At 46.0% G+C, this 23,707-nt stretch carries 26 protein-coding genes; 3 read left to right on the top strand and 23 right to left on the bottom strand.

Annotated elements, in window-relative coordinates; all coding sequences use genetic code 11:
• Window positions 1-9: 9 nt before the first annotated feature.
• The 6 genes from ACKTRM_RS12380 to ACKTRM_RS12405 all read right to left on the bottom strand — a co-directional run bounded on the left by ACKTRM_RS12380 (window position 10) and on the right by ACKTRM_RS12405 (window position 3,791).
• Entirely contained in the window at window positions 10-576 is a 567-nt protein-coding gene (locus ACKTRM_RS12380; protein ID WP_014418456.1) for a TetR/AcrR family transcriptional regulator, read from the bottom strand.
• Between the two features lie 209 nt (window positions 577-785).
• The gene (locus ACKTRM_RS12385) at window positions 786-1,325 is read right to left on the bottom strand and encodes a class I SAM-dependent methyltransferase (RefSeq protein ID WP_012118059.1); all 540 of its coding nucleotides are present in this window, start codon (window positions 1,323-1,325) and stop codon (window positions 786-788) included.
• 172 nt (window positions 1,326-1,497) lie between these two features.
• Window positions 1,498-1,653: a hypothetical protein gene (locus ACKTRM_RS12390; RefSeq protein WP_007408227.1), complete on the bottom strand. Its 156-nt coding sequence runs from the start codon at window positions 1,651-1,653 to the stop codon at window positions 1,498-1,500.
• A gap of 172 nt (window positions 1,654-1,825) precedes the next feature.
• Window positions 1,826-1,966: a YrzI family small protein gene (locus ACKTRM_RS12395; protein WP_003152787.1), complete on the bottom strand. Its 141-nt coding sequence runs from the start codon at window positions 1,964-1,966 to the stop codon at window positions 1,826-1,828.
• Between the two features lie 389 nt (window positions 1,967-2,355).
• Window positions 2,356-3,156 (bottom strand): formate/nitrite transporter family protein, encoded by an 801-nt coding sequence (locus ACKTRM_RS12400; protein ID WP_007408225.1) that lies wholly within the window; start codon window positions 3,154-3,156, stop codon window positions 2,356-2,358.
• Window positions 3,157-3,422: 266 nt separating this feature from the next.
• The gene (locus tag ACKTRM_RS12405) at window positions 3,423-3,791 is read right to left on the bottom strand and encodes a DUF2294 domain-containing protein (protein WP_007408224.1); all 369 of its coding nucleotides are present in this window, start codon (window positions 3,789-3,791) and stop codon (window positions 3,423-3,425) included.
• Between the two features lie 306 nt (window positions 3,792-4,097).
• Here ACKTRM_RS12405 and fdhF point away from each other — a divergent pair, with 306 nt between their 5' ends.
• Together fdhF and ACKTRM_RS12415 are read left to right on the top strand one after the other, a co-directional pair.
• A complete protein-coding gene (gene fdhF, locus ACKTRM_RS12410) occupies window positions 4,098-7,040 on the top strand; it encodes a formate dehydrogenase subunit alpha (RefSeq protein WP_123912814.1) in 2,943 nt (980 codons plus the stop codon).
• Between the two features lie 17 nt (window positions 7,041-7,057).
• Window positions 7,058-7,549, top strand: coding sequence for a DUF1641 domain-containing protein (locus ACKTRM_RS12415; RefSeq protein WP_003152780.1), 492 nt, complete (start codon window positions 7,058-7,060; stop codon window positions 7,547-7,549).
• Window positions 7,550-7,588: 39 nt separating this feature from the next.
• On the opposite strand, the gene ACKTRM_RS12420 is transcribed toward ACKTRM_RS12415, so the two are convergent.
• The 5 genes from ACKTRM_RS12420 to ACKTRM_RS12440 all read right to left on the bottom strand — a co-directional run bounded on the left by ACKTRM_RS12420 (window position 7,589) and on the right by ACKTRM_RS12440 (window position 11,375).
• Window positions 7,589-7,819 carry a YrhC family protein gene (locus ACKTRM_RS12420; RefSeq protein WP_012118061.1) on the bottom strand — a complete coding sequence of 77 codons (231 nt, stop codon included), beginning with the start codon at window positions 7,817-7,819 and terminating at the stop codon, window positions 7,589-7,591.
• Window positions 7,820-7,902: 83 nt separating this feature from the next.
• The gene (locus ACKTRM_RS12425) at window positions 7,903-9,045 is read right to left on the bottom strand and encodes a bifunctional cystathionine gamma-lyase/homocysteine desulfhydrase (RefSeq protein ID WP_012118062.1); all 1,143 of its coding nucleotides are present in this window, start codon (window positions 9,043-9,045) and stop codon (window positions 7,903-7,905) included.
• A gap of 1 nt (window position 9,046) precedes the next feature.
• A complete protein-coding gene (locus tag ACKTRM_RS12430; RefSeq protein WP_015387961.1) occupies window positions 9,047-9,970 on the bottom strand; it encodes an O-acetylserine dependent cystathionine beta-synthase in 924 nt (307 codons plus the stop codon).
• A 47-nt stretch (window positions 9,971-10,017) separates the two neighbouring features.
• Window positions 10,018-10,713, bottom strand: coding sequence for a 5'-methylthioadenosine/S-adenosylhomocysteine nucleosidase (mtnN, locus tag ACKTRM_RS12435; protein ID WP_003152774.1), 696 nt, complete (start codon window positions 10,711-10,713; stop codon window positions 10,018-10,020).
• Between the two features lie 20 nt (window positions 10,714-10,733).
• A complete protein-coding gene (locus tag ACKTRM_RS12440) occupies window positions 10,734-11,375 on the bottom strand; it encodes a class I SAM-dependent methyltransferase (RefSeq protein ID WP_012118064.1) in 642 nt (213 codons plus the stop codon).
• Window positions 11,376-11,558: 183 nt separating this feature from the next.
• On the opposite strand from ACKTRM_RS12440, the gene ACKTRM_RS12445 reads away from it, so the two are divergent.
• On the top strand, window positions 11,559-11,762 hold the full coding sequence (locus tag ACKTRM_RS12445; RefSeq protein WP_003152771.1) for a YrzA family protein: 204 nt from the start codon (window positions 11,559-11,561) through the stop codon (window positions 11,760-11,762).
• A gap of 39 nt (window positions 11,763-11,801) precedes the next feature.
• On the opposite strand, the gene ACKTRM_RS12450 is transcribed toward ACKTRM_RS12445, so the two are convergent.
• The 12 genes from ACKTRM_RS12450 to alaS form a co-directional block, all read right to left on the bottom strand.
• Window positions 11,802-12,518 carry a YrrS family protein gene (locus tag ACKTRM_RS12450; RefSeq protein WP_012118065.1) on the bottom strand — a complete coding sequence of 239 codons (717 nt, stop codon included), beginning with the start codon at window positions 12,516-12,518 and terminating at the stop codon, window positions 11,802-11,804.
• A 63-nt stretch (window positions 12,519-12,581) separates the two neighbouring features.
• The gene (locus tag ACKTRM_RS12455) at window positions 12,582-14,336 is read right to left on the bottom strand and encodes a peptidoglycan D,D-transpeptidase FtsI family protein (RefSeq protein ID WP_012118066.1); all 1,755 of its coding nucleotides are present in this window, start codon (window positions 14,334-14,336) and stop codon (window positions 12,582-12,584) included.
• 53 nt (window positions 14,337-14,389) lie between these two features.
• Entirely contained in the window at window positions 14,390-14,863 is a 474-nt protein-coding gene (gene greA / locus ACKTRM_RS12460) for a transcription elongation factor GreA (protein ID WP_003152766.1), read from the bottom strand.
• 253 nt (window positions 14,864-15,116) lie between these two features.
• Entirely contained in the window at window positions 15,117-15,752 is a 636-nt protein-coding gene (udk, locus tag ACKTRM_RS12465) for a uridine kinase (protein ID WP_003152763.1), read from the bottom strand.
• 6 nt (window positions 15,753-15,758) lie between these two features.
• Complete coding sequence (locus tag ACKTRM_RS12470) at window positions 15,759-17,027, bottom strand: peptidase U32 family protein (protein WP_003152759.1); 1,269 nt, start codon at window positions 17,025-17,027, stop codon at window positions 15,759-15,761.
• Between the two features lie 17 nt (window positions 17,028-17,044).
• Entirely contained in the window at window positions 17,045-17,974 is a 930-nt protein-coding gene (locus tag ACKTRM_RS12475) for a peptidase U32 family protein (RefSeq protein ID WP_012118067.1), read from the bottom strand.
• 6 nt (window positions 17,975-17,980) lie between these two features.
• Window positions 17,981-18,634 carry an O-methyltransferase gene (locus tag ACKTRM_RS12480; protein WP_012118068.1) on the bottom strand — a complete coding sequence of 218 codons (654 nt, stop codon included), beginning with the start codon at window positions 18,632-18,634 and terminating at the stop codon, window positions 17,981-17,983.
• 151 nt (window positions 18,635-18,785) lie between these two features.
• A complete protein-coding gene (mltG, locus tag ACKTRM_RS12485; protein ID WP_012118069.1) occupies window positions 18,786-19,877 on the bottom strand; it encodes an endolytic transglycosylase MltG in 1,092 nt (363 codons plus the stop codon).
• Between the two features lie 110 nt (window positions 19,878-19,987).
• Window positions 19,988-20,269 carry a DUF1292 domain-containing protein gene (locus ACKTRM_RS12490; RefSeq protein ID WP_003152751.1) on the bottom strand — a complete coding sequence of 94 codons (282 nt, stop codon included), beginning with the start codon at window positions 20,267-20,269 and terminating at the stop codon, window positions 19,988-19,990.
• A gap of 12 nt (window positions 20,270-20,281) precedes the next feature.
• Window positions 20,282-20,698 carry a Holliday junction resolvase RuvX gene (gene ruvX / locus ACKTRM_RS12495; protein ID WP_003152750.1) on the bottom strand — a complete coding sequence of 139 codons (417 nt, stop codon included), beginning with the start codon at window positions 20,696-20,698 and terminating at the stop codon, window positions 20,282-20,284.
• 8 nt (window positions 20,699-20,706) lie between these two features.
• Window positions 20,707-20,973 carry an IreB family regulatory phosphoprotein gene (locus ACKTRM_RS12500; protein ID WP_012118070.1) on the bottom strand — a complete coding sequence of 89 codons (267 nt, stop codon included), beginning with the start codon at window positions 20,971-20,973 and terminating at the stop codon, window positions 20,707-20,709.
• An 84-nt stretch (window positions 20,974-21,057) separates the two neighbouring features.
• On the bottom strand, window positions 21,058-23,694 hold the full coding sequence (gene alaS / locus ACKTRM_RS12505) for an alanine--tRNA ligase (protein ID WP_012118071.1): 2,637 nt from the start codon (window positions 23,692-23,694) through the stop codon (window positions 21,058-21,060).
• Window positions 23,695-23,707 lie beyond the last annotated feature (13 nt).

The raw sequence follows: 23,707 nt of genomic DNA on the forward strand, positions 1-23,707 counted from the left end.
GGCGAATAATTAATGAGTTCTGATGGCATCCCAAGAACATTGTTCCAATTCTTTCAGAAACGGTTTTGTTATTTCGACGCTTCCCGTCCGGACAAGCTGATAGAGTTTGAGATATGCCCCGAGCAGCAGCGCCATCAGCACATTGGACGGCAGATTGCGGAGCACGCCTTCAGACTTGCCGCGCTGAAAAAAGACGTCAAGCATCTGTGTTATTTCATCAAGAAGCTTACGGCTCGTTTCATTCAGAAAGTAGGCGTCCTTATTCGTTTCAAGAAAAAACAATGCATACTCACTTTCCTTCGTAAAATCAATCAGACAATAAAACAGGTGATGAAACCCTTCTCTAACAGATATCCCCTGAAAGTCCGTTTTGACTTTTTTCATAAAACGCTGCGCACTTTCCTGATACAGTACGTTCACAAGTGTCTCTTTACTGTCAAAGTAACGGTAAATTGTGCCGGTTCCGACATCGGCCTGAGCGGCAATCATCGGAATCGTCGTGGCGTCAAATCCTCTATCTGTAAACAAAGTAAGCGACGCTTTCATAATGAGTTCAACCTTATTTGAAGCTGTCATTTCATCCCCCTTTCTAAACGCGGAATGAATATTCATTCCGTTTGTTCAAAATATTTAAAATGTACGGTCATTTGATTACCATTGTATAAGAAAAAAACTTTTTTTAATATAAAATATATGTGAAATAACCAAAAATAAGGAAATATGCCCAATTCCACAAAAAGAGCTGCAGTGACTTAAGCAGCTCTTTTTATTTCCCAAGAAATATTCTATTTAATGGCAGTAATAAAATGGAATGAATCTCTGCTGACAACTGAAATGTCTCTGAAATGCTGATCATAGAGCACCTCAATCACATCCTTTTCACTCATCCGCGAAGGTTTCAAAACCATATAGAAACACCCGTCAATTTGAAGAACGCGGTACACTTCTTTACATGCCGTCCGGTAATCGCTGACTGTTTCAGCAGTATGTAACGAGAAGACTTTATGAAAACTGCGGTCGCAGAACGGTATGCTTTCCGGTCTCCCCTGCTGAATGTTTCCGAGCCCGGCTTTTATAACCGAACGGTTTGCGCGCTGTGTTTTCCGTATTTTACGTTTCGATGTTTCTATGCTTTTAAGACTGCCCTTTTCAAGCTGTCCGATGATTTGTTTAAACATTGAGCCGTTTCCGGTCCCGATTTCCAAAATGCGGTCGTATTCCTGTATGTCCATCAAGATTTGCTGAATGACTGACTCTGCCGGTTCTGATGCAGCAAAGTATTTCGCGCGCATTCGTTTTAATGCTGAAGATGTGTGTTGCAACATTGTATAACACCCGCTTTTCCATTCCTGTGATTTATTATTCAGAAATAATATTACCTCATATTAGTATGAGGTACTAACTAGACGCACTTCTCTTCATGAACGTTTCGATTTATTTGAAATTTATATTTGTTTTCATAAAAAAAAGACGGAAAACGTAGGTTTTCCGCCTGCTCTAGTACCAATAATACGGTGCTATATATCTTGTCTGCCGGGAAAGCGCCGCCATTCTCTGCCGGCGATACGGGTTGCCGTAGCCGTGCTTAAATGAATGGGGCATTGACGCATACCCGTGCCCGATGGATGGAATTCTGTTCTGACCGCCTTGCATGCTATCACCCGCTTACCAATTTTTCTTTCTTTACCATGGTATGCAGGCCGTCTGCGACGTGACAGCAACATCCTCGCTAAACCTGGTCCTTCTCCATTGTGTAATGATTCAGCAGTTCAATTCTGAACATGATAATCTCCTCCTTCTCCTCCGTTTTGGCCCTTCGTGTCCGTTAGTTCATATAAAAGTGTTTCAGCTGGCGTTCTTTCGCTTCATTATAAAACTCTTCGACCTGCTGTTCTCGTTCATACTCTTCCGCACTTTTAAAACGCTTTGAAATGGTCAGTGTTAAAAAGAAAAGATTAATGGTCATTATCGCTCACCCCCTTTCAATATCCGCACAAGCGAAAATAACCCGCAGCAAAGTTCATATGCGCTGCGGGCAGACTAAATCCGCAGACAAAAGAAGACGGTGCTTCTTTCCCTGCGGGGAGCTGCGAATGTCCTGATACTCCGAAATTAACGTGCTTGACGGGCAGAGGTTAAGGAAGGACACGAACTCTTCCACAGGCTGAATCGGTTCAATTGTAGATTTTGATTGCCGTTTAACGTCGTCATGTGATTCAACCTCCCTTTGCTTTTTTCTTACTTTGTAAGTATATCCATCGGCTTCCATTTTGTAAACATTTTTTTCAAGATTTGGACGGAAAATGTGCTGGCATTCCGCTTCAATTGTCCGTGTTTTCCGGCATCTTTCTTACCTCAGGAAACTCTTTTCATCCCTTGCTTTTTCTGATCTTTTTTTGAATATGCAATAAAATAAATAAGACCGACAAACACTGCCCCGCCGATGACATTCCCGATAAAGGCCGGAATGAGATTGCCAATCAGATCACCCCACGAAAAAGAGCCTGCAAATATCGCAGCCGGGATGATAAACATATTGGCTACAACGTGCTGAAAACCAATTGCGACAAACGCCATAATCGGAAACCATATACCCGCGATTTTTCCGGCTCCGTCTTCTGCGCCGAAAGAAAGCCAGACGGCCAAACAGACAAGCCAGTTACAGCCGATCGCCGAAACAATGACTTTTCCAAACGGCATATCCAATTTGCCTTGTGCGACCGCAATCGTTTTTTCCAAGTAAGGTCCTGTTTCGGTTAATCCGACAACATGTCCGAAAAAGTAAGCGACAAACAGTGCGCCGACAAGATTCATCAACGTCACGATCACCCAATTTTTCACTAATGCACCGGCGGATATTCTTCTGGAAAACAGCGCCATGGATACCGACATCATATTTCCCGTAATCAGCTCCGCGCCGGCAAGAACGACGAGCACCAATCCGATGGGAAACACGGACGCCCCGATTAAACTCGACAGGCTTCCCCATTCTTTCGGAAGGTCGCCGATGACACGGATATCAAGCAAATAACCGAGTGCGATAAACGCTCCTCCCAAAAATCCTAATACAATCAGTGCTGAAAGCGGTGAATGCACCTTTTTTACCCCTGATTCGACCGCAAGCTCCGCTATTTCGTCCGGTTTACGAAAAGCCATAATAACCCCTCCATTTATCATTTCAGCCCGCAGTTTCCAAAGACGCCTAACAAAAAAGGCAGCATTCAATTAACCCGTCTGAAAAAACGGGGTTTGAATGCTGCCTAACTTGTATGCATACCCATACAACAATATCAAGCAGAATGAAAATATGCGGTATAGAATATGTACAGATCATGCACACATTCCATAAAAAATCGTCCTTAGGCCACTGCTGGCAGTTCATATCATATCAAATGTGACAATTTCGTGTCAATTGAATATTGTCAGCTTTTGATTTCTTCTTTATGCTCTTCAATTGAGCGGTCAAAGACAAACACCGATACGGCAATATTTTCCTCTATTTTAATATCTGAAAACAGATGCACAAGCTTTGCTCCGATGAGCTCTTCCATTCCGTCAGGCGTTTGTTTTGAATACAGTTCCTGAATTAAGCTGGTTCGCGCCGCATGAACCATCTCTCTTCCTTCAGGCGTGCGTGCGATAAACTGCTCACTTGCGCTTAGATTGCCGTAAAGCGTAGATACCGCCATGTTATCCACAAAAACGGTGTGAATTCGTTCAGGCCCCTTTCCAAATAATTCTTTGCGCAATTTCCGGATAATATCGTTAAATTCATGAATTTTTTTAGACATATTGTCCCCTCCGATTTTAGCCTATGAAAGACATTCCCGGTTCCCCTTTGTGACATTTCACCTGGTTAAAGTTTTCCTTTCGTATTGTATTATAATAAATATCACCTTATAATAAAAGCAGTGAAGATGGATTTGTAATAGGAAACGTGTTATGAGTCTATCGTTTTATACAAATAGGATTGGTCTGTTAGTAAGACTTGCTAGTGAACTATTCCGCCATGCGTATTTATACCGTTCTCCGTACAGGAGGCCGGTATCTATGTGCATGGCTTTTTTTCGAGTTTAAAAGATGGAGGGGAATTGGAAGTGACAGACGTTCAGTCTATCCGTGTCAAAATTGACGGCACGGAGTATGAAGCACCAGAGGGGTCTAAGATTTTAGATATTTTAAACCAAAACGGAATTGAGATTCCGCAAATATGCCATGTACCGGAAGTGGATCCGATTCAAACATGTGACACCTGTATTGTTGAAGTAAACGGGAAATTGCAGCGCTCTTGTTCCACGGCTGCAGAAAACGGGATGTCCATCTCGCTTACGTCGGGAAGGGTAAAAGAGGCTCAGACAGAGGCCATGGACCGCCTGCTCGAGAATCACCTGCTTTACTGTACGGTATGCGATAACAACAACGGCAATTGCACACTGCATAATACAGCGGAAATGATGGGAATTGAGCATCAGAAATATCCGTATACGCCGAAAGATGATTCAAAGTGCGCGGTTGATATGTCTCACCCGTTTTACCGCTATGATCCGAACCAATGCATCGCCTGCGGCCAATGTGTGGAAGTGTGTCAAAACCTTCAGGTGAATGAGACCCTTTCGATTGATTGGGAGCGCGACCGCCCGCGGGTCATTTGGGATGAAGGCGTCGCCATTAATGAATCTTCCTGCGTCAGCTGCGGCCAGTGTGTCACTGTCTGTCCTTGTAACGCACTGATGGAAAAATCAATGCTCGGCCAAGCCGGATTTATGACAGGAATAAAAGAAGATGTCATGGAACCGATGATTGATTTAGTGAAAAATGTTGAACCCGACTATACAAGCATCTTCGCCGTGTCTGAAGTGGAAGCGGCTATGCGCGATAAACGGACGAAAAAAACGAAAACAGTCTGCACGTTCTGCGGCGTCGGATGCTCTTTTGAAGTATGGACAAAAGGACGTGACATCCTTAAAATTCAGCCTGTTTCCGATGCTCCGGTTAACGCGATTTCCACTTGTGTGAAAGGGAAATTCGGCTGGGACTTCGTGAATTCGGAAGAACGGATTACAAAACCGCTTATCCGGAAAAACGGCGCATTTGTTGAATCGTCATGGGAAGAAGCTCTTGATCTTGTCGCTTCAAGACTCGGTTCGATCAAGGCCGAACACGGAAATGGTTCTGTCGGTTTTATTTCTTCTTCTAAAATTACGAATGAAGACAACTACGTCATTCAAAAATTGGCACGCCAAGTATTTGAAACCAACAACGTGGATAACTGCTCACGCTACTGCCAGTCACCGGCAACGGACGGCTTATTCCGCACCGTCGGTATGGGCGGAGACGCCGGCACAATTAAAGATATCGCAAAAGCGGGCCTCGTGCTCATCGTCGGCGCCAATCCGGCGGAAGGACATCCGGTTCTGGCCACACGCGTGAAACGCGCCCATAAACTGCACGGCCAAAAACTGATTGTTGCCGATCTGCGCAGAAATGAAATGGCTGAACGGTCCGACCTCTTTATCAGCCCGAAACAAGGGACTGACCAGGTCTGGCTCATGGCAGTAACGAAATATATGATTGACCAAGGCTGGCACGATCAAGCGTTTATTGATGAAAATGTCAACTACTTTGATGATTATAAAGAAACGCTGGAAAAATACACATTGGACTATGCGGAGCGCATCACCGGACTTTCTCAGGATACAATCATCCGCATTGCCGAAATGATTCGTGATGCAGACGGCACTTGTGTTCTTTGGGGCATGGGCGTTACTCAAAATACAGGCGGCTCTGATACATCAGCGGCGATTTCAAACCTGCTGCTTGCCACAGGAAACTACCGCCGTCCGGGCGCCGGAGCCTATCCGCTGCGGGGACATAACAACGTTCAAGGCGCTTGCGATATGGGAACTCTTCCAGGCTGGCTTCCGGGATATCAGCATATTACCGATGATGCGGCACGCGCTAAATTCGAAAAAGCTTACGGTGTTGAAATTGACGGCAAGCCGGGTCTTGATAATATCGAAATGCTCCATGCGATTGAAGAAGGAAACATGAAAGCCATGTATCTCGTCGGTGAAGATATGGCGCTCGTCGATTCAAACGCCAACCATGTTCATGACATTTTATCCAGCCTTGATTTCTTTGTTGTGCAGGATATTTTCCTTTCAAGAACGGCGCAATACGCGGATGTCATCCTGCCTGCGGTTCCATCTCTTGAAAAAGACGGAACATTTACAAACACAGAGCGGCGTGTGCAAAGGTTGTATCAGGCGCTTCCGACACTCGGCGATGCAAAACCCGACTGGTGGATTATTCAGGAAGTCGCCAATCGTTTAGGCGCTGATTGGAATTACACGCATCCTAGCGACATTTTCTCAGAAATGGCGAGCCTTTCTCCGCTGTTCGGAAAAGCAAGCTACGACGTTCTTAGCGGCTGGAACAGCTTCCTATGGGGAAGCTTTACGGGAGAAAGCACTCCGCTTCTTTATGAAGACGGCTTTAACTTCCCGGACAAAAAAGCCCGTTTTGCGCTGAGCGATTGGGTGGAGCCTGCTGTATTCCCTGAAGAATATGACCTGCATATTAACAACGGACGGATGCTTGAACATTTCCACGAAGGAAACATGACAAACAAGTCAAAAGGCATTCAGTCTAAAGTTCCGGATGTATTTGTTGAAGTATCGCCGGAGCTCGCGGCTGAACGCGGAATTTGCGACGGGACAATGATCCGGCTCGTCTCTCCTTTTGGGGCGGTTAAATTGAACGCGCTTGTGACAGACCGCGTCCGCGCGAATGAGCTTTATCTGCCGATGAACTCTACAGATAAAGATTCTGCGATTAATTTCCTGACCGGGCCTGCGTATGATTCACGGACACATACACCTGCCTATAAGCAGACAAAAGTCCGCATGGAAGTGCTCGGTTCCTGTGATACTCCGCCGCTTCCGAAAACGAATCCGCGGAACAAAAAACGTCATCCGCAAAACGGTGTGGAAGCTCAGCGAAAATGGAACCGTCCGGGCTATGTGCACTTAACTGATTAAGGAAAGGAGGAAACATTATGGCAAGCCCAATTACTGAAATTCAAAAAGAAACGAAAACAGAGGAACAGCTAAAAGCTGAAAAACTGGAAGAACTGAAGACGCTTCTCGCAGAAAATGAAGAAGCCGTCGCGAAAACGATGTCCATCATGGCAGAGCTGAATGGCTTGGGCATTTTTGATGCCGCCGGCTATATGCTCCAGGCAAAAGAGGAGATTGCCAAAATCGCACTCGGACAGATTTCCCGGGAACCTGTCACCAATCTCCTGAATACGATGATGGCCGCGGGAGGCGCGCTGTCAAAAGCTGATCCCGAATTTATGGGCAGACTTTTAGAAAGCGCCATGGCCGGGACGGATCAGGCGCAAAGATTTTTAAAAGAGGACAGGAAAGTCAGTATGTTTGAACTGATGAAAGCCGTCGGTGATCCTGATATTAACCGCGCGCTCGGCTTCGGGCTGCAGTTTTTAAAAGGAATGGGAAAAGAATTACGCGAAACCCCGTCTGAATAAGAAACGAAAAAGCCATTGTCAAAAGACAATGGCTTTTTTTTATTCATCGGCCTCTTCCAGCCTCTTTTTATAAATAAGTGAACGGTCAACGCAGAAATAAGCGCCCGCTAAAAATACACAATCCGTTACAAACATCAGCATTTTCTGGCCCGCGGTCAGCCCTTGTCCGGGAAGAACCGCGCCGATATAAATGAAGGTGCTGACTGCAAGCAGAATAAATGCGTAATGCTTAAAATCTTCTATTAATGATTTCAGTCTTTTCTTCTCCATATAAGGTCACCTGCCAGTTTTATAGTCTACCAACATTATAATACAAGCTGACAGCCGACAGAGAATGTAAATCTATCCATTCTTTATAAAAGTGAATCAAGCGCCTGTTTCACATCCGCCGTTAAATCCTCAGTATCCTCAATACCGACTGAGATCCGCACGAGCCCGTCGGTAATGCCAAGCGCAAGCCGGCGGTCGCGCGGGATCGATGCGTGCGTCATTCTGGACGGCACGGAGATTAAGCTTTCAACCGCTCCTAAACTTTCCGCGATCGTAAACAGGTTCAATTTTTCTAAAAACGCGTCGACGCGTTCGCTGCTGCCGACATCAAAGGAAATCATTCCGCCGAAACCGGAGCTTTGCGCTTTTGTCAGCTCATGGCCCGGGTGTTTCGCTGATCCGGGATAGTAGAGCGTCTGAACGGCATCATGCGCTTCAAGCAGCCCGGCGATTTTTCCGGCGCTGTAATTGATGGCATCCATTCTGAGTCCCAGCGTTTTAATGCCTCTCATCAAAAGCCATGAATCCTGCGGTCCTAAAACGCCGCCCGTTGAGTTTTGCACATAATGAAGCTTTTCGCCCAGTTCTTTATCAGCCGTAACGACTAAGCCGCCGACGACATCACTGTGGCCGCCGAGATATTTTGTCGCGCTGTGAAGCACGATGTCCGCTCCGAAGCTCAGCGGCTGTTGGAAATACGGCGTGTAAAACGTATTATCGACGATAAGCAATACACCCGCTTCTTTTGCGATGTCAGACATCAGTTTGAGGTCAGTCACTTTCAATAGCGGGTTTGTCGGTGTTTCGATATAAATGGCTTTCGTATTCGGGCGAATGGCTTTTTGGACTTTTTCTTTGCTGCTCGTATCGACAAAGTCCGCTTCAATGCCGAAGCGGTTCAGCACGCCTGTCATCACCCGGTAAGTGCCGCCGTATACATCATCCGTCAAAATAACATGATCGCCGCTGTCAAACAGCATCATGACGGCAGTAATCGCAGCCATGCCTGAGCCGAACGCATATCCCGCCGCGCCGCCTTCAAGCTCCGCAATTAAGCTTTCAAGCGCCGTGCGCGTCGGATTGGCCGTTCTTGAATATTCATAACCCGTATGCTCGCCCGCTTTCGGCTGTTGGTACGTGCTTACTTGATAAATCGGTACGGAAACCGCTCCTGTTTTTTCATCTCCCGTAATTCCTCCGTGCACCATCAGCGTTTTTTTCTTCATCTTACTGACCTCCTTGAAAAATGTTTTTGCTTATATATCGATCGCTGCCGTCAGGGAAAATAGTGACGATATTTGATCCGGCGGGCGCTTTTTTCGCTTCTTCAAGCGCTGCATAAAGAGCCGCCCCTGAAGAGCTTCCGATTAAGAGGCCTTCTTTCTCGGCCGCTTCTCTGACAAGCGAAAACGCCGTATCGTCTTCCACCGTGTAAATGGCGTCAAAATGGTTCTCGTCCATATAATCCGGGATAAACTCCATGCCGATGCCTTCCGTTTTATGGGCATGCGGCTCTCCTCCATTCAGGATCGAGCCTTCCGGTTCAACGATCACCGTTTTGACGGCAGGATTTTTCTCCTTTAAATAAGCTGCCGTACCGGCAAAGGTGCCGCCGGAACCCGCCCCTGCGACAAAAGCATGGATATCCCCGCCGAGCGCGTTCCATATTTCGGGCCCGATCGTTTTATAGTAAGTCAATGGATTTACTCGGTTTTTAAATTGCAGAACGGCATAAGAATTATTAATCTCTCTCTCCAGTTCAAGCGCTTTTCGGATGGCTCCCTGCATGCCTTCTTCTCTCGGCGTATGCACGATGTCCGCTCCGAGAGCTTTCATAATTTGCTGCTTTTCTCTGCTGAAATGCTCCGGGACGCAAAAAACGGCGCGAAGCTGATGCTTTCTGGCGCACAGAGCGAGTCCGATCCCGGTGTTTCCGGCAGTCGCCTCAATGATAACGCCGCCCGGTTTCACCTTTCCCGTGCGAAGCGCATCTTCAATGAGCATCCCGCCCAGCCTGTCTTTAATGCTTCCGCCCGGATTCATCATCTCAAGCTTAGCATAAACCGCTGTTCCCTCCGGTATATCAAAATGCTTGAGACGGAGCAGCGGTGTATTTCCGATCAGTTCTGTAATATCTGTTATCACGTTCAATATATGTCCTCCTCCTGGAAAAGCGGAGGAGAACGAGAATCCCCCGCTTAGTGAATTCGTTTGATGACATTCAGGACAAGCTCAGTTGAATGAACGGCAGCCTGTTCTAAAAATTTATCAAATGAAACGTCAGATTCTTTTCCGGCAATATCAGATAAAGCTCTGATGACAACAAAAGGCGTTTTGAACTGGTGGCACACCTGTGCGACAGCCGCAGCTTCCATTTCAACCGCGTACAAATCCGCAAATTTGGCGCGTACGTCTTCAACCCGCTTCGGATCATTCATAAAAGAATCTCCCGTTGCGATTGTGCCTTTGGCGACTTGAATGCCGTTAAGTTCAGAAACCGCTTCCTCAGTAATACTGATCAGCTTTTCATCAGCTTTGTATGCTGCCGGAAGACCCGGCACCTGTCCGTATTCATAGTCAAACGCCGTCACATCCACGTCATGATGGCGGACATCTGTTGAGATGACGACGTCGCCTACATTCAATGTATGATGAAAACCGCCCGCTGAGCCTGTGTTAATCACATAATCAGGTTTGAAACGGTCAAGCAGAAGCGTCGTGCTGATCGCCGCGTTGACTTTCCCGATACCTGATTTCAGCAAGATGACTTCGACGCCTTCATAGCTGCCAGTTGTAAACTCACAGTGAGCGATCATCTCTTGTTTTGCGTCTTTCAGTTTGCTTCTTAAAATCGTAACTTCCTCTTCCATTGCTCCGATGACTGCCAGTTTCATTTATACACAATCCCTTCGATTTACCGTTTAATCGCCTCCATTATCCAGACAAAGTCATTTTGCTGCGTAAACCGCGCGGCAAATCCCTCTTCTGAAAAGATGTTTTTCATTGTCCCGAGTGTCGGATAATGTTCCGTCTTTAAATCGTCCGCTAATTGATGATAGCCGTTTCGGATTGCTTTTTTAATGGCTTCATCATAAGCTTCATGATCTTTAAAGACTGTATCGGCAAACACTATTTTATCATGCTTCTGAAGGATTGCGCCATACTGCTTTACAGCCGTTCGCTTTTCTTCATCGGTTAAATGATGAAAGGCGTACGAGCTGACGATGGTATCTATTTGAAAAGGCGGAGCGGGAAACTCCAGAAAATCTCCGTCACTGAACACGGCTTTGTCAGAAAGCTTGTCAGCCGCCAGTTTTCTCATTGACGGAGACGGTTCTACACCAAACACCTTTTTGTTCGCAGCGGCTAATTTCGCCGTTAAATTCCCCGTTCCCGGTCCGAACTCTAAAACGTTTGAACCTGAAAGTGCGACAATGCTGTCAAGAATGTTGTCATATCCTTTAAAAACAGCGGCATATTGTTTGTCAGCCCCGTGCACTGTGGCATCATAAGTCGCTGCCCAATCTTCAAATAAAGGAATAAATTCACGGCCCATATTTTTCACTCTCCATATTTTATAATTCCTATGAGTATAGTATGGATTAATCGTGGAACAGTTCCTATCCTATCACAAAAAAGAATGGAAGGGTACTAAAATACTTTGGGATTATTGCGCAATTACGGCAGAAAGGCTTATACTTTCATTGACTCAGAAGAAAAATCAGGAGGATCTGTACTGATGAATTTTCAATTGGATTTAATCAAAGATAAAGTAGAATTTTTCGAAGCGGCATCTTTGCAGGAGCTTGAAAAGAAAATAAACGTTCAGATTGAAAACAACCAGGCGATTATGCTTCGCGTCCGTTCCGTATCCCATCAGGTGACGGCCGTTGACGGCAGAATCCTTTACAGCGCGTCGGTGCATTTTTCAGCTGACGTATGACAGAAAAAAGCAGCTGAATAATCAGCTGCTTTTTTGCGGTTATTTTAAGGTTTCTACTTTTGTCGGCTTCCAGCCTTTTTTGTCTTTCCAAGTGATGGTGACCTGATACTTTTTGCCGTTCGTTTTGTCTAAAACTTTACCCTTCGCATCTTGCGGGCTTCCATTGTTTCCGAGCCACAGCACTGTCATATGATCTTTTGACACGCCTGTTGCGTAAGAGATGGCGTCAAGCATTTCGGACCAGTCTTCAGAGCTTGAGTCATACGTCGCCGCATGTTCTCCCGTCTGCTTTGTGCCGACCGCTTTCCATTTTGGGTTAACAATTGTTTTCTCGACATCGCTTGATGAGCCGCCCTCTGTTATTTTTGCGCCTTTAAAAGGATCGCTTGAAACAGAGTCTTTTTTGCTGCTGTCATCACTTTTCGATGAATCATCGTCTTTTTTGCTGTCAGAGTCTGAAGATGAATCAGATGTGTCCTTATCCTGTTTATCTTTTTTGTCATCGTCTGATGCCGTATCTTTTTTGCTGTCTTTTATGTCTTCATCGGATGTCTGCTTCGTCTTGCCTGATGCAGGTGTTTCCTGCTTTTGGCTCGTGTCCGCTTTTTCGCTCACGTCGCTCGACGGACTGTTGATGAAGAGGCTGACGGCAACGACGACAATAAGAATAGATACGATAGCAATTAAAATGTTAAGCACCATATTTGCTTTTCTGCGCTTATCACGGTTTTCAAAACGAGATTGTTTATTGCTCAATCATTCTGCACTCCTTTATCCCTCTTGCTCAGCATATATTTTAACATGGGCTGAGCGGTTGTTCTATGTCTGATTTATTTCATTTTCATGTACCTTTTTAACAATATCATAAAACACTGTATTTGTCAGAGCCTTATCCCCCGGCGTGTCCATGTGCAGCACCACGAGAGCGTATTTCGGCTTGTCCGCGGGAAAGTATCCCGCAAACCATTTGTGGTAAAGCGTCTGTTTATCTTTTGTGAACATTCCCGTCTGGGCCGTTCCCGATTTGCCTGCTATCTCATACGGCAGATCCTGAAACCTTCGGCCGGTTCCTTTCGGTGAGGTGACGACTTCTCTGAGAATTTTTTGAAGCTGCTGCGCCGTATATTTGTCGATGTTTTCCCCTTTTAACGGCTGATCTTTGAATGACGCCATCGTCGTTTTGTTTTTGTATTCAATTTTGTCCGCGATTTTGACTTGTTTTTTTTCACCGCCGCGCGCGATCGCCGCCATCATATTGGCGACTTCAAGAGGCGTGACTTTCACGTTTTTTTGCCCGATCGCCGTCTGTGCGACGGCTTTTTTTACGGTTTTGTCTTTGTCATCTCCCCAAATGACCCCGCTTTTTTCATTATACAGCTGCCTGAATCCGTCTTCCCGGTACAGCTTGCCTTCCCAGCCCGCCCGCTGTGTGAGACCGAGTTTTTCCGCCATGTTTTCAATAACGGAATCATCTTTTTTGATCAATTTTTCCGCAAGACTTGTAAACGTATAATTGCAGCTTTGGGCAAAGCTTTCTCCAAAACTGAGCGTGCCTTTGTCATCCCCCGGCTCTCCGTACAGGTTGAGATTGCAGTTAAAGGATGTGCCCGGCTTCACTTCGTTTTGTTCTATTGCGGCTGCGGCGATCACCGTTTTAAACACTGATCCCGGATAAATCGGCGTCAGCATGTAATTTTGCAGTGTCTGCTGCTTTGACATGTCGGCGTCAGGCTTTGATACCATTCCGAGCACACTGCTTTTTTCAATGTCTAAAAGGACGGCTCCCCCCTTTTTTAACCCGCGGTCTTTCAATACATCTTCCATTGCTTTTTGAATATTGCGGTCGATGGAGGTTTTGACTTGCAGCGGATAAAACGCGTTTGCTTCAGCCGTATATTTGACGTCCATTCCGAATAAAGGGTTTCCCCTTCCGTCGACATGATACAAAAGTTTTGTGTCCTGATCCGCCAGTAAAAACTCATCAAACGTCCGCTCCATCCCGCTTGTCCCGATCTTTGCCGTGATCGGCAGTTCCTTCCTGCCGGGGTATTTCTTTTTCAAAAGCTCAGGGTCCTGGTTTGTCGCGCCCAACAGATGAGCGGCTATGTTTGTTTCCTTGCTGTCTTTCATATATACGCCGTAAATGCCGGGATATTTCAAAGAATTGATATTTGACACGGATTGTTTCGTCAAATGTTTTATTTTTCTGCTGTTCAGGACCACCGGTTTTTTCGCTTCCGTGAGCAGCTGCCTGAGCTCCCCCTGTTTCATTCCGAGAATGTCAGATACCCGGTCAACCGGCCAATCCTGCGTCACGAGAAAGGGAAACAGTATGACGGCAGGCTGCTTTTTTCCGGTCAGTTCTTTGCCGTTCCGATCAAGAAAAGAGCCGCGTCCGTCTGAAATAAGGACTTCTTCCGTCCGCTGCTTGACGCTTTCCTGAATCAGATTAATATTGGATTTTGAAAAAGATTCTGTGAAAAACAGCTGAATTTCAGCCAGCCTCGCAAGCAGAAAGAAAAACACGAGCAGAAAACAAATCACGGCCGCTTTCAGCCTTTTTGATACGATCATAAAAAAACACCTCATCCACATTTTGGACGAGGTGTTTCATTGTTAAACGGATCTTATGAAATTTTCACAATTTTCACGAGCATTTCTCCGCCCGGCGTCTGAACTGTCACTTCTTCGTCCACTTTTCTGCCGAGCAGGCTTTTGGCGATTGGCGAGTCGTTTGAAATTTTCCCTTCAAACGGATCAGCTTCAGCGCTTCCGACAATCGTGTAAGATTCTTCTTCACCGTCCGGCAATTCGATGAATGATACGGTTTTTCCCAAACCGACTACATTTGAACCGCCGTCGTCCTCGATGATTTTCGCATTGCGGATCATGTTTTCAAGCGTCGTGATGCGCCCTTCCACAAATGCCTGTTCTTCTTTTGCAGAATCATACTCAGAGTTCTCTGACAGATCTCCGAAGCTTCTTGCGATTTTAATGCGTTCTACTACTTCTTTACGTTTAACCGTTTTCAATTGCTCTAATTCTTGTTCTAGTTTTTGTTTTCCTTCGTGAGTCATCGGAAAAACTTTTTCTTGTGCCATGTTCCTTCACTCCTTGGTGGTTGTCCCTCAACAATAACGTGTGATTATGTATGAGAGCATAAACGAAAAAATCAAGAATGAGAACACAGGGCAGTCCTCGTTCTTCTCTCCCATATAGGTACTGTTTATCTTAAACTGAATGTGTGTTTTCTGCAAATGTTTCGGTTTATAAACAGGGAAAGAAGGGAACTGTCTCATTCCCTTCCAGCCTATACATAATATGGTCTGAGTTATTTATGTCTATGCTATGGTATTACAAAATTGCATTTTGTTCAAGGATCGTTTGAATCTTCGTGACCATCAGATCAATCGCGACGTGGTTTTGTCCGCCTTCCGGAATAATGATGTCCGCGTAGCGTTTCGTCGGTTCAACAAACTGATTGTGCATCGGTCTGACGACGGACACATACTGCTCAATGACAGAATCGATCGAGCGGCCTCTTTCGTTAATATCTCTCATAATCCGTCTGATGATACGGAGATCCGCGTCCGTGTCGACATAAAGTTTCATATCCATGAGGTCGCGAAGTCTTTTATCTTCGAGAACGAGAATGCCTTCCAGAATAATGACATCCTTCGGCTCAACCGGAATGGTTTCCTCAGAACGCGTATGCAGTTTATAATCATAAATCGGCTTTTCTATCGGCCGGTAATTCAAAAGCTCTTGAATATGCTCGATTAAATAGTCATTATCAAATGCGAGCGGGTGATCATAGTTTGTGTTCAGCCTTTCTTCAAACGGAAGATGGCTTTGGTCTTTATAATAAAGGTCTTGCTGGATCATTAAAATCGAGTGTCCTTTAAACTGTTCATAGATGGAACGGGTGACGCTTGTTTTTCCTGATCCGGAACCTCCTGCGATGCCTATAACTACAGGACTCTTACCCATTGGTGATTACTTCCCCTTTCTCATCATGTTGCTCGGATAAATCTTTTTGTCTACTTTAAATGTAACGATTTGCAGGGGATGGCGGGCAGCATCAAGCTCGTTTCCGTCTTCGTCCCAAATAGTGCCGATTGTGAATGTGAAATTGTCGATTTCAGGACCGAAAAATTCCACTTCGTCACCTTGTTTAAAGAAATTGCGCTGCTGGAGCGTCACCATTTGAGTTTCCTCGTTATACGCGAGCACGAGACCGGCAAAATCAAATGTTGTTTTCTTTCCGTGTTCACCGAACATCTGCTCTTCATACCCGGGCGTGCCTTCAAAGAAAGCAGGCGCGGTATCCCGGTTTGCACATTTGTCCAGCTCATCCAGCCATTCTTTTTGAATGACAAAGTTTTCAGGATCAGCGCAGTATGCGTCGATGACTTTGCGATACACGCTGACAACCGTCGCAACGTAATGAATCGATTTCATCCGGCCTTCAATTTTCAGGCTGTCGATGCCCATCTCGATCATTTGCGGGATGGATTCAATCAATTTTAAATCTTTCGGGCTCATCGCAAACGGAGCGTCTTCTTCGTCGTAGAGCGCGACCGCGTTTGCACCGTCTGTCTGATACAGGTCATAATCCCAGCGGCAGGACTGACAGCAGCCGCCGCGGTTGGAATCCCGGGCCGTCATGTGATTGCTCAGCACGCATCGGCCTGAATAAGCGATACACATGGCGCCGTGGATAAAGGTTTCAATTTCAATATCCACCTTTTCCTTCATTTCTTTAATTTCCAGTCCGCTCGTTTCACGGGCAAGCACTACGCGGTCAAGCCCTTCTTCTTTCCAGAACTGCACCGCTTTCCAGTTGGAAAGGGACTGCTGTGTGCTGAGGTGAATTTCTACGTCCGGGGCCACTCTCCGGCATGTTTCAATAATCAGCGGATCAGCGACGATAATTCCGGCAACTTTTGCGTCTCCCAACGCTTTTAAGTATTCTTCCAGACCGTCCATATTTTCATTATGGGCGAAAATGTTTGTTGTCACATATATTTTTGCCCCGTATTTTTTGGCAAATTCTACGCCCTCTGCGATTTCTTCTATTGAGAAGTTATCCGCATTTGAGCGGAGTCCGTATTCCTGTCCTCCGATAAAAACCGCGTCCGCTCCGTAATGAACGGCAATTTTTAATTTTTCAAGGTTTCCTGCCGGAGCAAGGAGTTCAGGTTTTTTCGTAATGACGCGTTTTCCGTTTACGACTTTGGAAATGGTTTGATTTACGGCTGTCATCCGTTGCACCCTCCTTTTTAATAGACCGTTTCTTTAAAGAAGAATCCTGTATCGATGCTTCTGTTCACAGGCTGAATGCTTTCAATCCGCTCTATCCAGCTCTCTTTTTTCTCTTCGTATGTCTCTCGGCTTTCGAAGCACAAATCGATTGCTTCTCTGTACATGCGGGTCACTTCAGTTAAGTATTCAGGAGACTTCAAAACTCCGTCGATTTTGAAAGAATCGATGCCGGCGTCCATCAGGTCCTCTAATTCATCAATCATGCACACATCGTTCGGGCTCATGATGTGCGTGCCGTTTTCATCTTCAAAAATCGGGTATTTATTGCCCCGTTCCTTGTCATGCAGAAACATCCCCGCTTCTTTTTTCTTCTGTTCGATGTCCATGACTTTACCTTGGTATTCGAAGTAATGGCCCACTAAAGAACGCTTCGATTGGAACATGCACGTCATGCCGTGGATTTGAATTTCAATTTCCACTTCGGCGTTTTCTTTTATGTCAATGATGCTGTCCATATTTAATTCCTTAGCCAGCACTGCCCGCCGTGCGCCTTTGCGTCCCCAGTAATTGCAGGAATAGTAGTTGGTTCCCGTTGTTTCCGTGCTCCAATGCAGTTTAAGCTCGGGAGCCGCTTCACGCGCCGCCATTAAAACGGCCGGATCACCGAAAACAGCCGCATCAACGCCGGCCTCCTGCAAAAAGGCAAGATAGCCGTTCAGCTCGTCCACTTTTTCGTTGTGAAAAATAGCATTGACGGCGGCGTACACTTTCGCGCCTTCCTGATGAGCTGTCTTTACGGCTTCTTTTATATCTTCTCTTGAAAATTCACCGGCCAGTCTCAGGCCGTTTCTCTGTTCTCCGACTAACAGGGCCGTTGCGCCCGCTTGAATGAGCGGAAGAATATCCTGTACAGAAGTCGGAGTCACCAAAAGTTCAGGTTTTTTCATGATCCTTCACCTCTTCTTTTTACTGATGGCGATGCCGTCTCCGACCGGCAGTATGACCGTTTGATAGTCAGGCCGGTCCATCAGCCATTGGTTATATTGATCAATTTTTTCAACAAGCTTCCGTCTTCTTTTCGGCTCAATGTCCGAGTGATTTTGTGCCACCAGCCCTTTAAACAGAACATTGTCCGTAAAAATGACTCCATCCGGCGCAAGCATCGGTTCATAGAGCTCAAAAAAGTTCGTGTACTGGCCTTTGGCCGCGTCGATAAAAATGGCATCATAAGGAGCCGTGACACGGACAGACTCAGAAAGTTCCAGCGCATCCCCGTGCATTACGCGAATCCGGTTTTCCATTTCAAAGTCTTTTATATTGTTCACAGCTTCTTCATAGCGTTTGTCGTCCCGTTCAATCGTGTAAATATTCGCATCCGGAAGCTCAAGCGCCATCCGTATGGCGGAATATCCGATTGCCGCGCCGATTTCCAAAATGTTTTTCGCCTGTTGAATCGACAGCATTTGAAGCAGCACTTCAATGCCCGCTTCTTCCATAATCGGAACATGGTGCTCTTTTGCATAGGCTTCAAGCTTTTTCACTTTATCAGGCCGAGGCTTCAGCATCGCGTTTATATACTCGTTTATTTGTTCATACCGATCATTCACGGCAAACAGCCTCCGTTCTAAAAAGGAGTGCCCCTGACGAATCCGCGGGGACACTCTCTTAAGACACTTCTTTATCCATAAGTAAACAACCCGATATATTTTATCATAAAACTTTTCAGAATGGAATAAAAGGAGAGCTTTTGCCCTCCTTTTATTCGCTGTCTTTTTTGGAAATATACTTTTCCTTCGCTTTATTATGGTCTTTTAATGTTTTGGTGAAAACAACCTCGCCGTTTGATTTTGCAAGGAAATAGAGATAATCCGTTTTGTCAGGGCGGAGAGCCGCTTCCCATGATGAATCACCGGCATTTGCAATCGGTCCCGGCGGCAGCCCCTTATGTTTATACGTATTAAACGGAGAATCAATTTTCAGGTCTTTGTAGTAGACCCGGCTTTTATGCTTACCGGCCGCATATAATACCGTCGGGTCAGTCTGCAGCGGCATTTTTTCTTCGAGCCTGTTGTAAAAAACGCTGGCGATTTTGTGACGGTCGGCTTTGGCGGTGGCTTCTTCTTCAATAAGCGATGCCATCGTCAGCGCGTTATGGACGGAAAGTTTCTTTTTTTCCAATTCAGATTTATACGTTTCGATACGGGTGTTTGTTTCCTGAACCATTGCCGTCAAAATCGTGTCAAGCGATGCATCCGGATCATTAAACGGATATGTGGCCGGATACAGATAGCCTTCGAGCGGATGCTTGAGCTTCTTGTTTGAAAGTGCGTCCGTTATCGTATCAGGAAACTGTTTCTTCAGTTTGCCGATGAATGTTTTGTCATCCAGTTTCGCCATGATCTCTTCTTTTGAATATGAAGTTTCTTTTGCGATCGCCTCCGCAATCTGCGTAAGCTGTTTTCCTTCAGGAACGGATATCTGAAAGGCATATCCCGTTGATCCCGCGGTCAGTTTTTTGATAATCGCATCCGCATCCATTCCTTTATTCAGGTGGTAAAATCCCGCCTGAAACCCGGAAGCGCCTTTATACTTCACATACAGCTGAAATGCTTTTTTGCTTTTGATGACATGCTGATCCTCAAGAATTTCAGCGATTGCCGAAACGGAAGAACCGCTCGGAATATTAATATTGACTGCCGTTTTGCTGCCTTTGTCAACCGGAGACAGCAGAGATTTCCCATAGAAAAAAGCACCGCAAATGATGATAAGCAGAGCGATCACGGAGGACAGTATTATCGTCGTTTTTTTGTTTTTACGCGGAAATGAATGTTTAGTCTGATTGATATTCATACAAGTATTTTCCTCCCAACAGCTCTTATACTACATGATTCATGTGCATTCGGCAATTTATTACAAAAAAAAGCCGAAGCGCATATGCGCTCCGGCTTTTTCCGTTCATTTTATTCTTCGTCTTCTTCCGCTAAAAACGTGTTCAGCGTTTCTTCGATCATTTCCCACTCTTCATCGGTTTCAATCGGCATCAGTTCGCCGTCTTCACCATTTTCGTTCGGTTCGAAGCTTGAAGCGTGAATTTCGATTTCATCATCGTCTTGAGCATCAATCGGATAATAAAGTACGTAAGATTTGTTGAATGTGTCGTTTTCAAATGTGAACAGCACTTCGCAAAGCTGTTCGTTGCCTTGATCATCGACAATTGTAATGTGTTTTTCGCCGTGTTCCATTTTTTTCACCTCTTAGTTTAAACTGTCCAGATATCCTTGAAGGATCATGACAGCCGCCATTTTATCAATGACTTTTTTTCGTTTTTGCCTGCTGACGTCAGCCGCGATCAGCATTTTTTCAGCCGCCATCGTCGTCAGACGCTCGTCCCACAGCACAACAGGGACATTGTACGCTGTTTCAAGCAGTTTCGCAAATGTTTGGCTGGCTTCGCCTCTCGGACCGATCGTCCCGTTCATGTTTTTCGGAAAACCGAGCACGATCTTCTCTACATTATAGTCTTTCATCAGCTCGGATAAACGGTCCAGACCGTAATCTCCTTCAGCCTCGTTTATTTTTATCGTCTCAATGCCTTGAGCGGTCCAGCCCATTTCATCGCTTAAAGCTACGCCGAGTGTTTTCGTTCCAAGATCAAGTCCCAATATTCTCATGAATGTATTTACGCCTCTTTATGCTGTTCTAGATAGGATTTTACCAATTCCTCGATTAATTCGTCACGTTCCAGTTTGCGAATTAAGTTCCGGGCGTCGCGATGCCTAGGAATGTATGCAGGATCTCCAGACAGCAAGTATCCGACAATCTGGTTGATAGGATTGTACCCCTTTTCCTGAAGCGCATCATATACCGTATTCAGCACTTCTTCGACGTTTGTTTCAGCAGAATCATCGGAGAAATTAAATTTCATCGTTTTATCAAACGAGCTCACCGTTTTGCACCTCTTTCCCAAATTCGCAGGCAAAGTTCAGCCTGAGGTCCTCATCTTATCATCATTCTACACTACTTGAAAGGATTATAAAACGGATTTTATCCAATCTACCGCAGATGCGAGCGCCTCTTCCAATTTTTCAGGGTGCTTTCCGCCGGCCTGCGCCATGTCCGGACGGCCTCCGCCTCCGCCTCCGCAGACTTCAGCCGCTTGTTTGACCATTTTGCCGGCATGAAGGCCTTTTTCGATCAGGTCTTTCGTCACGCCTGCTGAAAGGTTGACTTTCTCATTTTGCACGGCGCCGAGAATGATGACCGCAGAACCGAGCTTCGCTTTCAGATCATCCACCATAGTGCGAAGGTGGTTCATGTCTTTCGCATTTACTTTTTCAGCCAGCACTTTTACGCCGCCGATGTCTTTTACTTTAGACAGAATGGCTCCGGCTTCCACATTGCCGAGTTTGCTGAGCAATGATTCATTTTCTCTTTGCGCTTCCTTCAGCTCCGCTTGAAGAGACTGAATTCGCTTCGGTACGTCTTTTACGTTTGATTTCAGCTCGTCCGCAGCATGCTGCAGAAGGCTGAGCTGGCTGTTCATTTCCTGATAAGCGCCTTTTCCTGTTACGGCTTCAATTCTTCGTGTCCCTGCGCCGATCCCTGATTCGGATACGATTTTAAACAGGCCGATTTCAGCCGTATTCGTGACATGGCATCCGCCGCAAAGCTCAAGGCTGTAATCTCCGACTTGTACGACGCGGACGATATCGCCGTATTTCTCGCCGAACAGGGCCATCGCGCCCATTTCTTTCGCTTCATTGATCGGTTTCAAATCAATCGCTACCGGAATGCTCTCCCAGATTTTTTCGTTGACGATTCCTTCAATGCGTTCAAGTTCTTCTTTCGTCACTTGACCGAAATGAGAGAAGTCAAAACGCAGACGGTTTTCGGTAACGAGTGAACCCGCTTGGTTGACATGTGTGCCGAGAACGTCTTTCAGCGCCTGGTGCAGAAGGTGGGTAGCCGTATGGTTTTTCACCACGCCGCTTCTCATTTGATCTTCAACTTCAGCCGTCACGCTTGCACCTTTTTGAATCGTGCCGCTATCCACCGTGCCTTCGTGTACATGCTGACCGTTCGGAGCTTTTTTCACGTCTTTAATGGTTACGACAGCCTGCTCGCTTCTCAGCACTCCTCTGTCACCGATCTGTCCGCCGCTTTCAGCATAGAAAGGCGTTTTGTCAAGAAGGATTTGGACGGTATCCCCTTCATGCGCCTCACTGATTAATTGCCCGTCATGAAGAAGCTCGATCACCTTCGCTTCAGCTTTTACGGCACTGTAGCCGACAAATGTGCTTTCTGCGGTAATATCGCGCAATGCGCCGCCCTGAACCTGCATGCTTCCTACATCTTGGCGCGCATTTCTCGCCCGTTCACGCTGTTTTTCCATTTCGGCTTCAAAGCCTTTATGGTCAACCGTCATTTGCTCATCTTCCGCGTATTCCTCCGTCAATTCAACCGGGAATCCGTACGTATCGTACAGTTTGAATACGTCTTTTCCGGAGATGATGCCGCTGCCTTTTTCCTTCTCTTTCTTTATCACGTCGGATAAAATGGCCAGACCTTCGTTTAATGTTTCGTGGAAGCGCTCTTCCTCCGTTTTGATGACTTTGGCGATAAACTCTTGCTTTTCTTTCACCTCCGGATAGAAAGCGTCCATAATTCCTGCAACAGTCGGTACTAGCTCGTACATAAACGGACGGCTGATACCGAGGGTTTTCGCGTATCGCACTGCCCGGCGCAAGAGGCGTCTCAGTACATACCCGCGCCCTTCGTTCGAAGGCAGCGCCCCGTCGCTTACCGCAAATGCGACCGTTCTGATATGATCGGCGATCACTTTAAAGGCCGTATCCTTCACTGCATCCTTTCCGTAAGCATCTCCGGAAATGCGCTCTGTTGCTTCAATAATCGGCATAAACAAATCAGTGTCAAAGTTTGTCGAGACATCCTGAATCACGGAGACCATCCGTTCAAGCCCCATACCCGTATCAATGTTTTTCTTCGGAAGCGGTGTGTACGTGCCGTCCGGGTTGTGGTTGAACTCTGAGAATACCAGGTTCCATACTTCAAGATAGCGATCATTTTCGCCGCCCGGATACAATTCAGAATCTGACGGGTCATTGCCGTATTTCTCGCCGCGGTCATAGAAAATTTCCGTATTCGGTCCGCTCGGGCCTTCGCCGATATCCCAGAAGTTCCCTTCCAGACGGATGATTCTTTCTTCCGGAACGCCGATTTTTTCCGCCCATAGCGTATAAGCTTCTTCATCCTCAGGGTGAACCGTTACAGACAGCAGCTCCGGATCAAAGCCGATCCACTTTTCGCTCGTTAAAAACTCCCATGCCCACGTGATCGCTTCTTCTTTAAAATAATCACCGATGGAAAAGTTTCCGAGCATCTCAAAGAACGTGTGGTGGCGCGCCGTTTTCCCCACATTTTCAATATCATTTGTTCGGATTGATTTTTGCGCGTTTACAATTCTCGGATTCTCCGGCACAACGCGGCCGTCAAAGTATTTTTTCAGCGTCGCAACGCCGCTGTTGATCCATAATAAAGACGGATCTTCATGCGGAACCAATGAGGCGCTCGGTTCAACGGCATGGCCTTTTTCTTTAAAGAAATCTAAAAACATTTGACGCACTTCAGCAGAAGTTAAGTGTTTCATCTATATTCCTCCT

It is taken from the genome of Bacillus sp. D7-8, assembly GCF_052055895.1.
Taxonomy (GTDB): Bacteria; Bacillota; Bacilli; order Bacillales; family Bacillaceae; genus Bacillus; species Bacillus velezensis.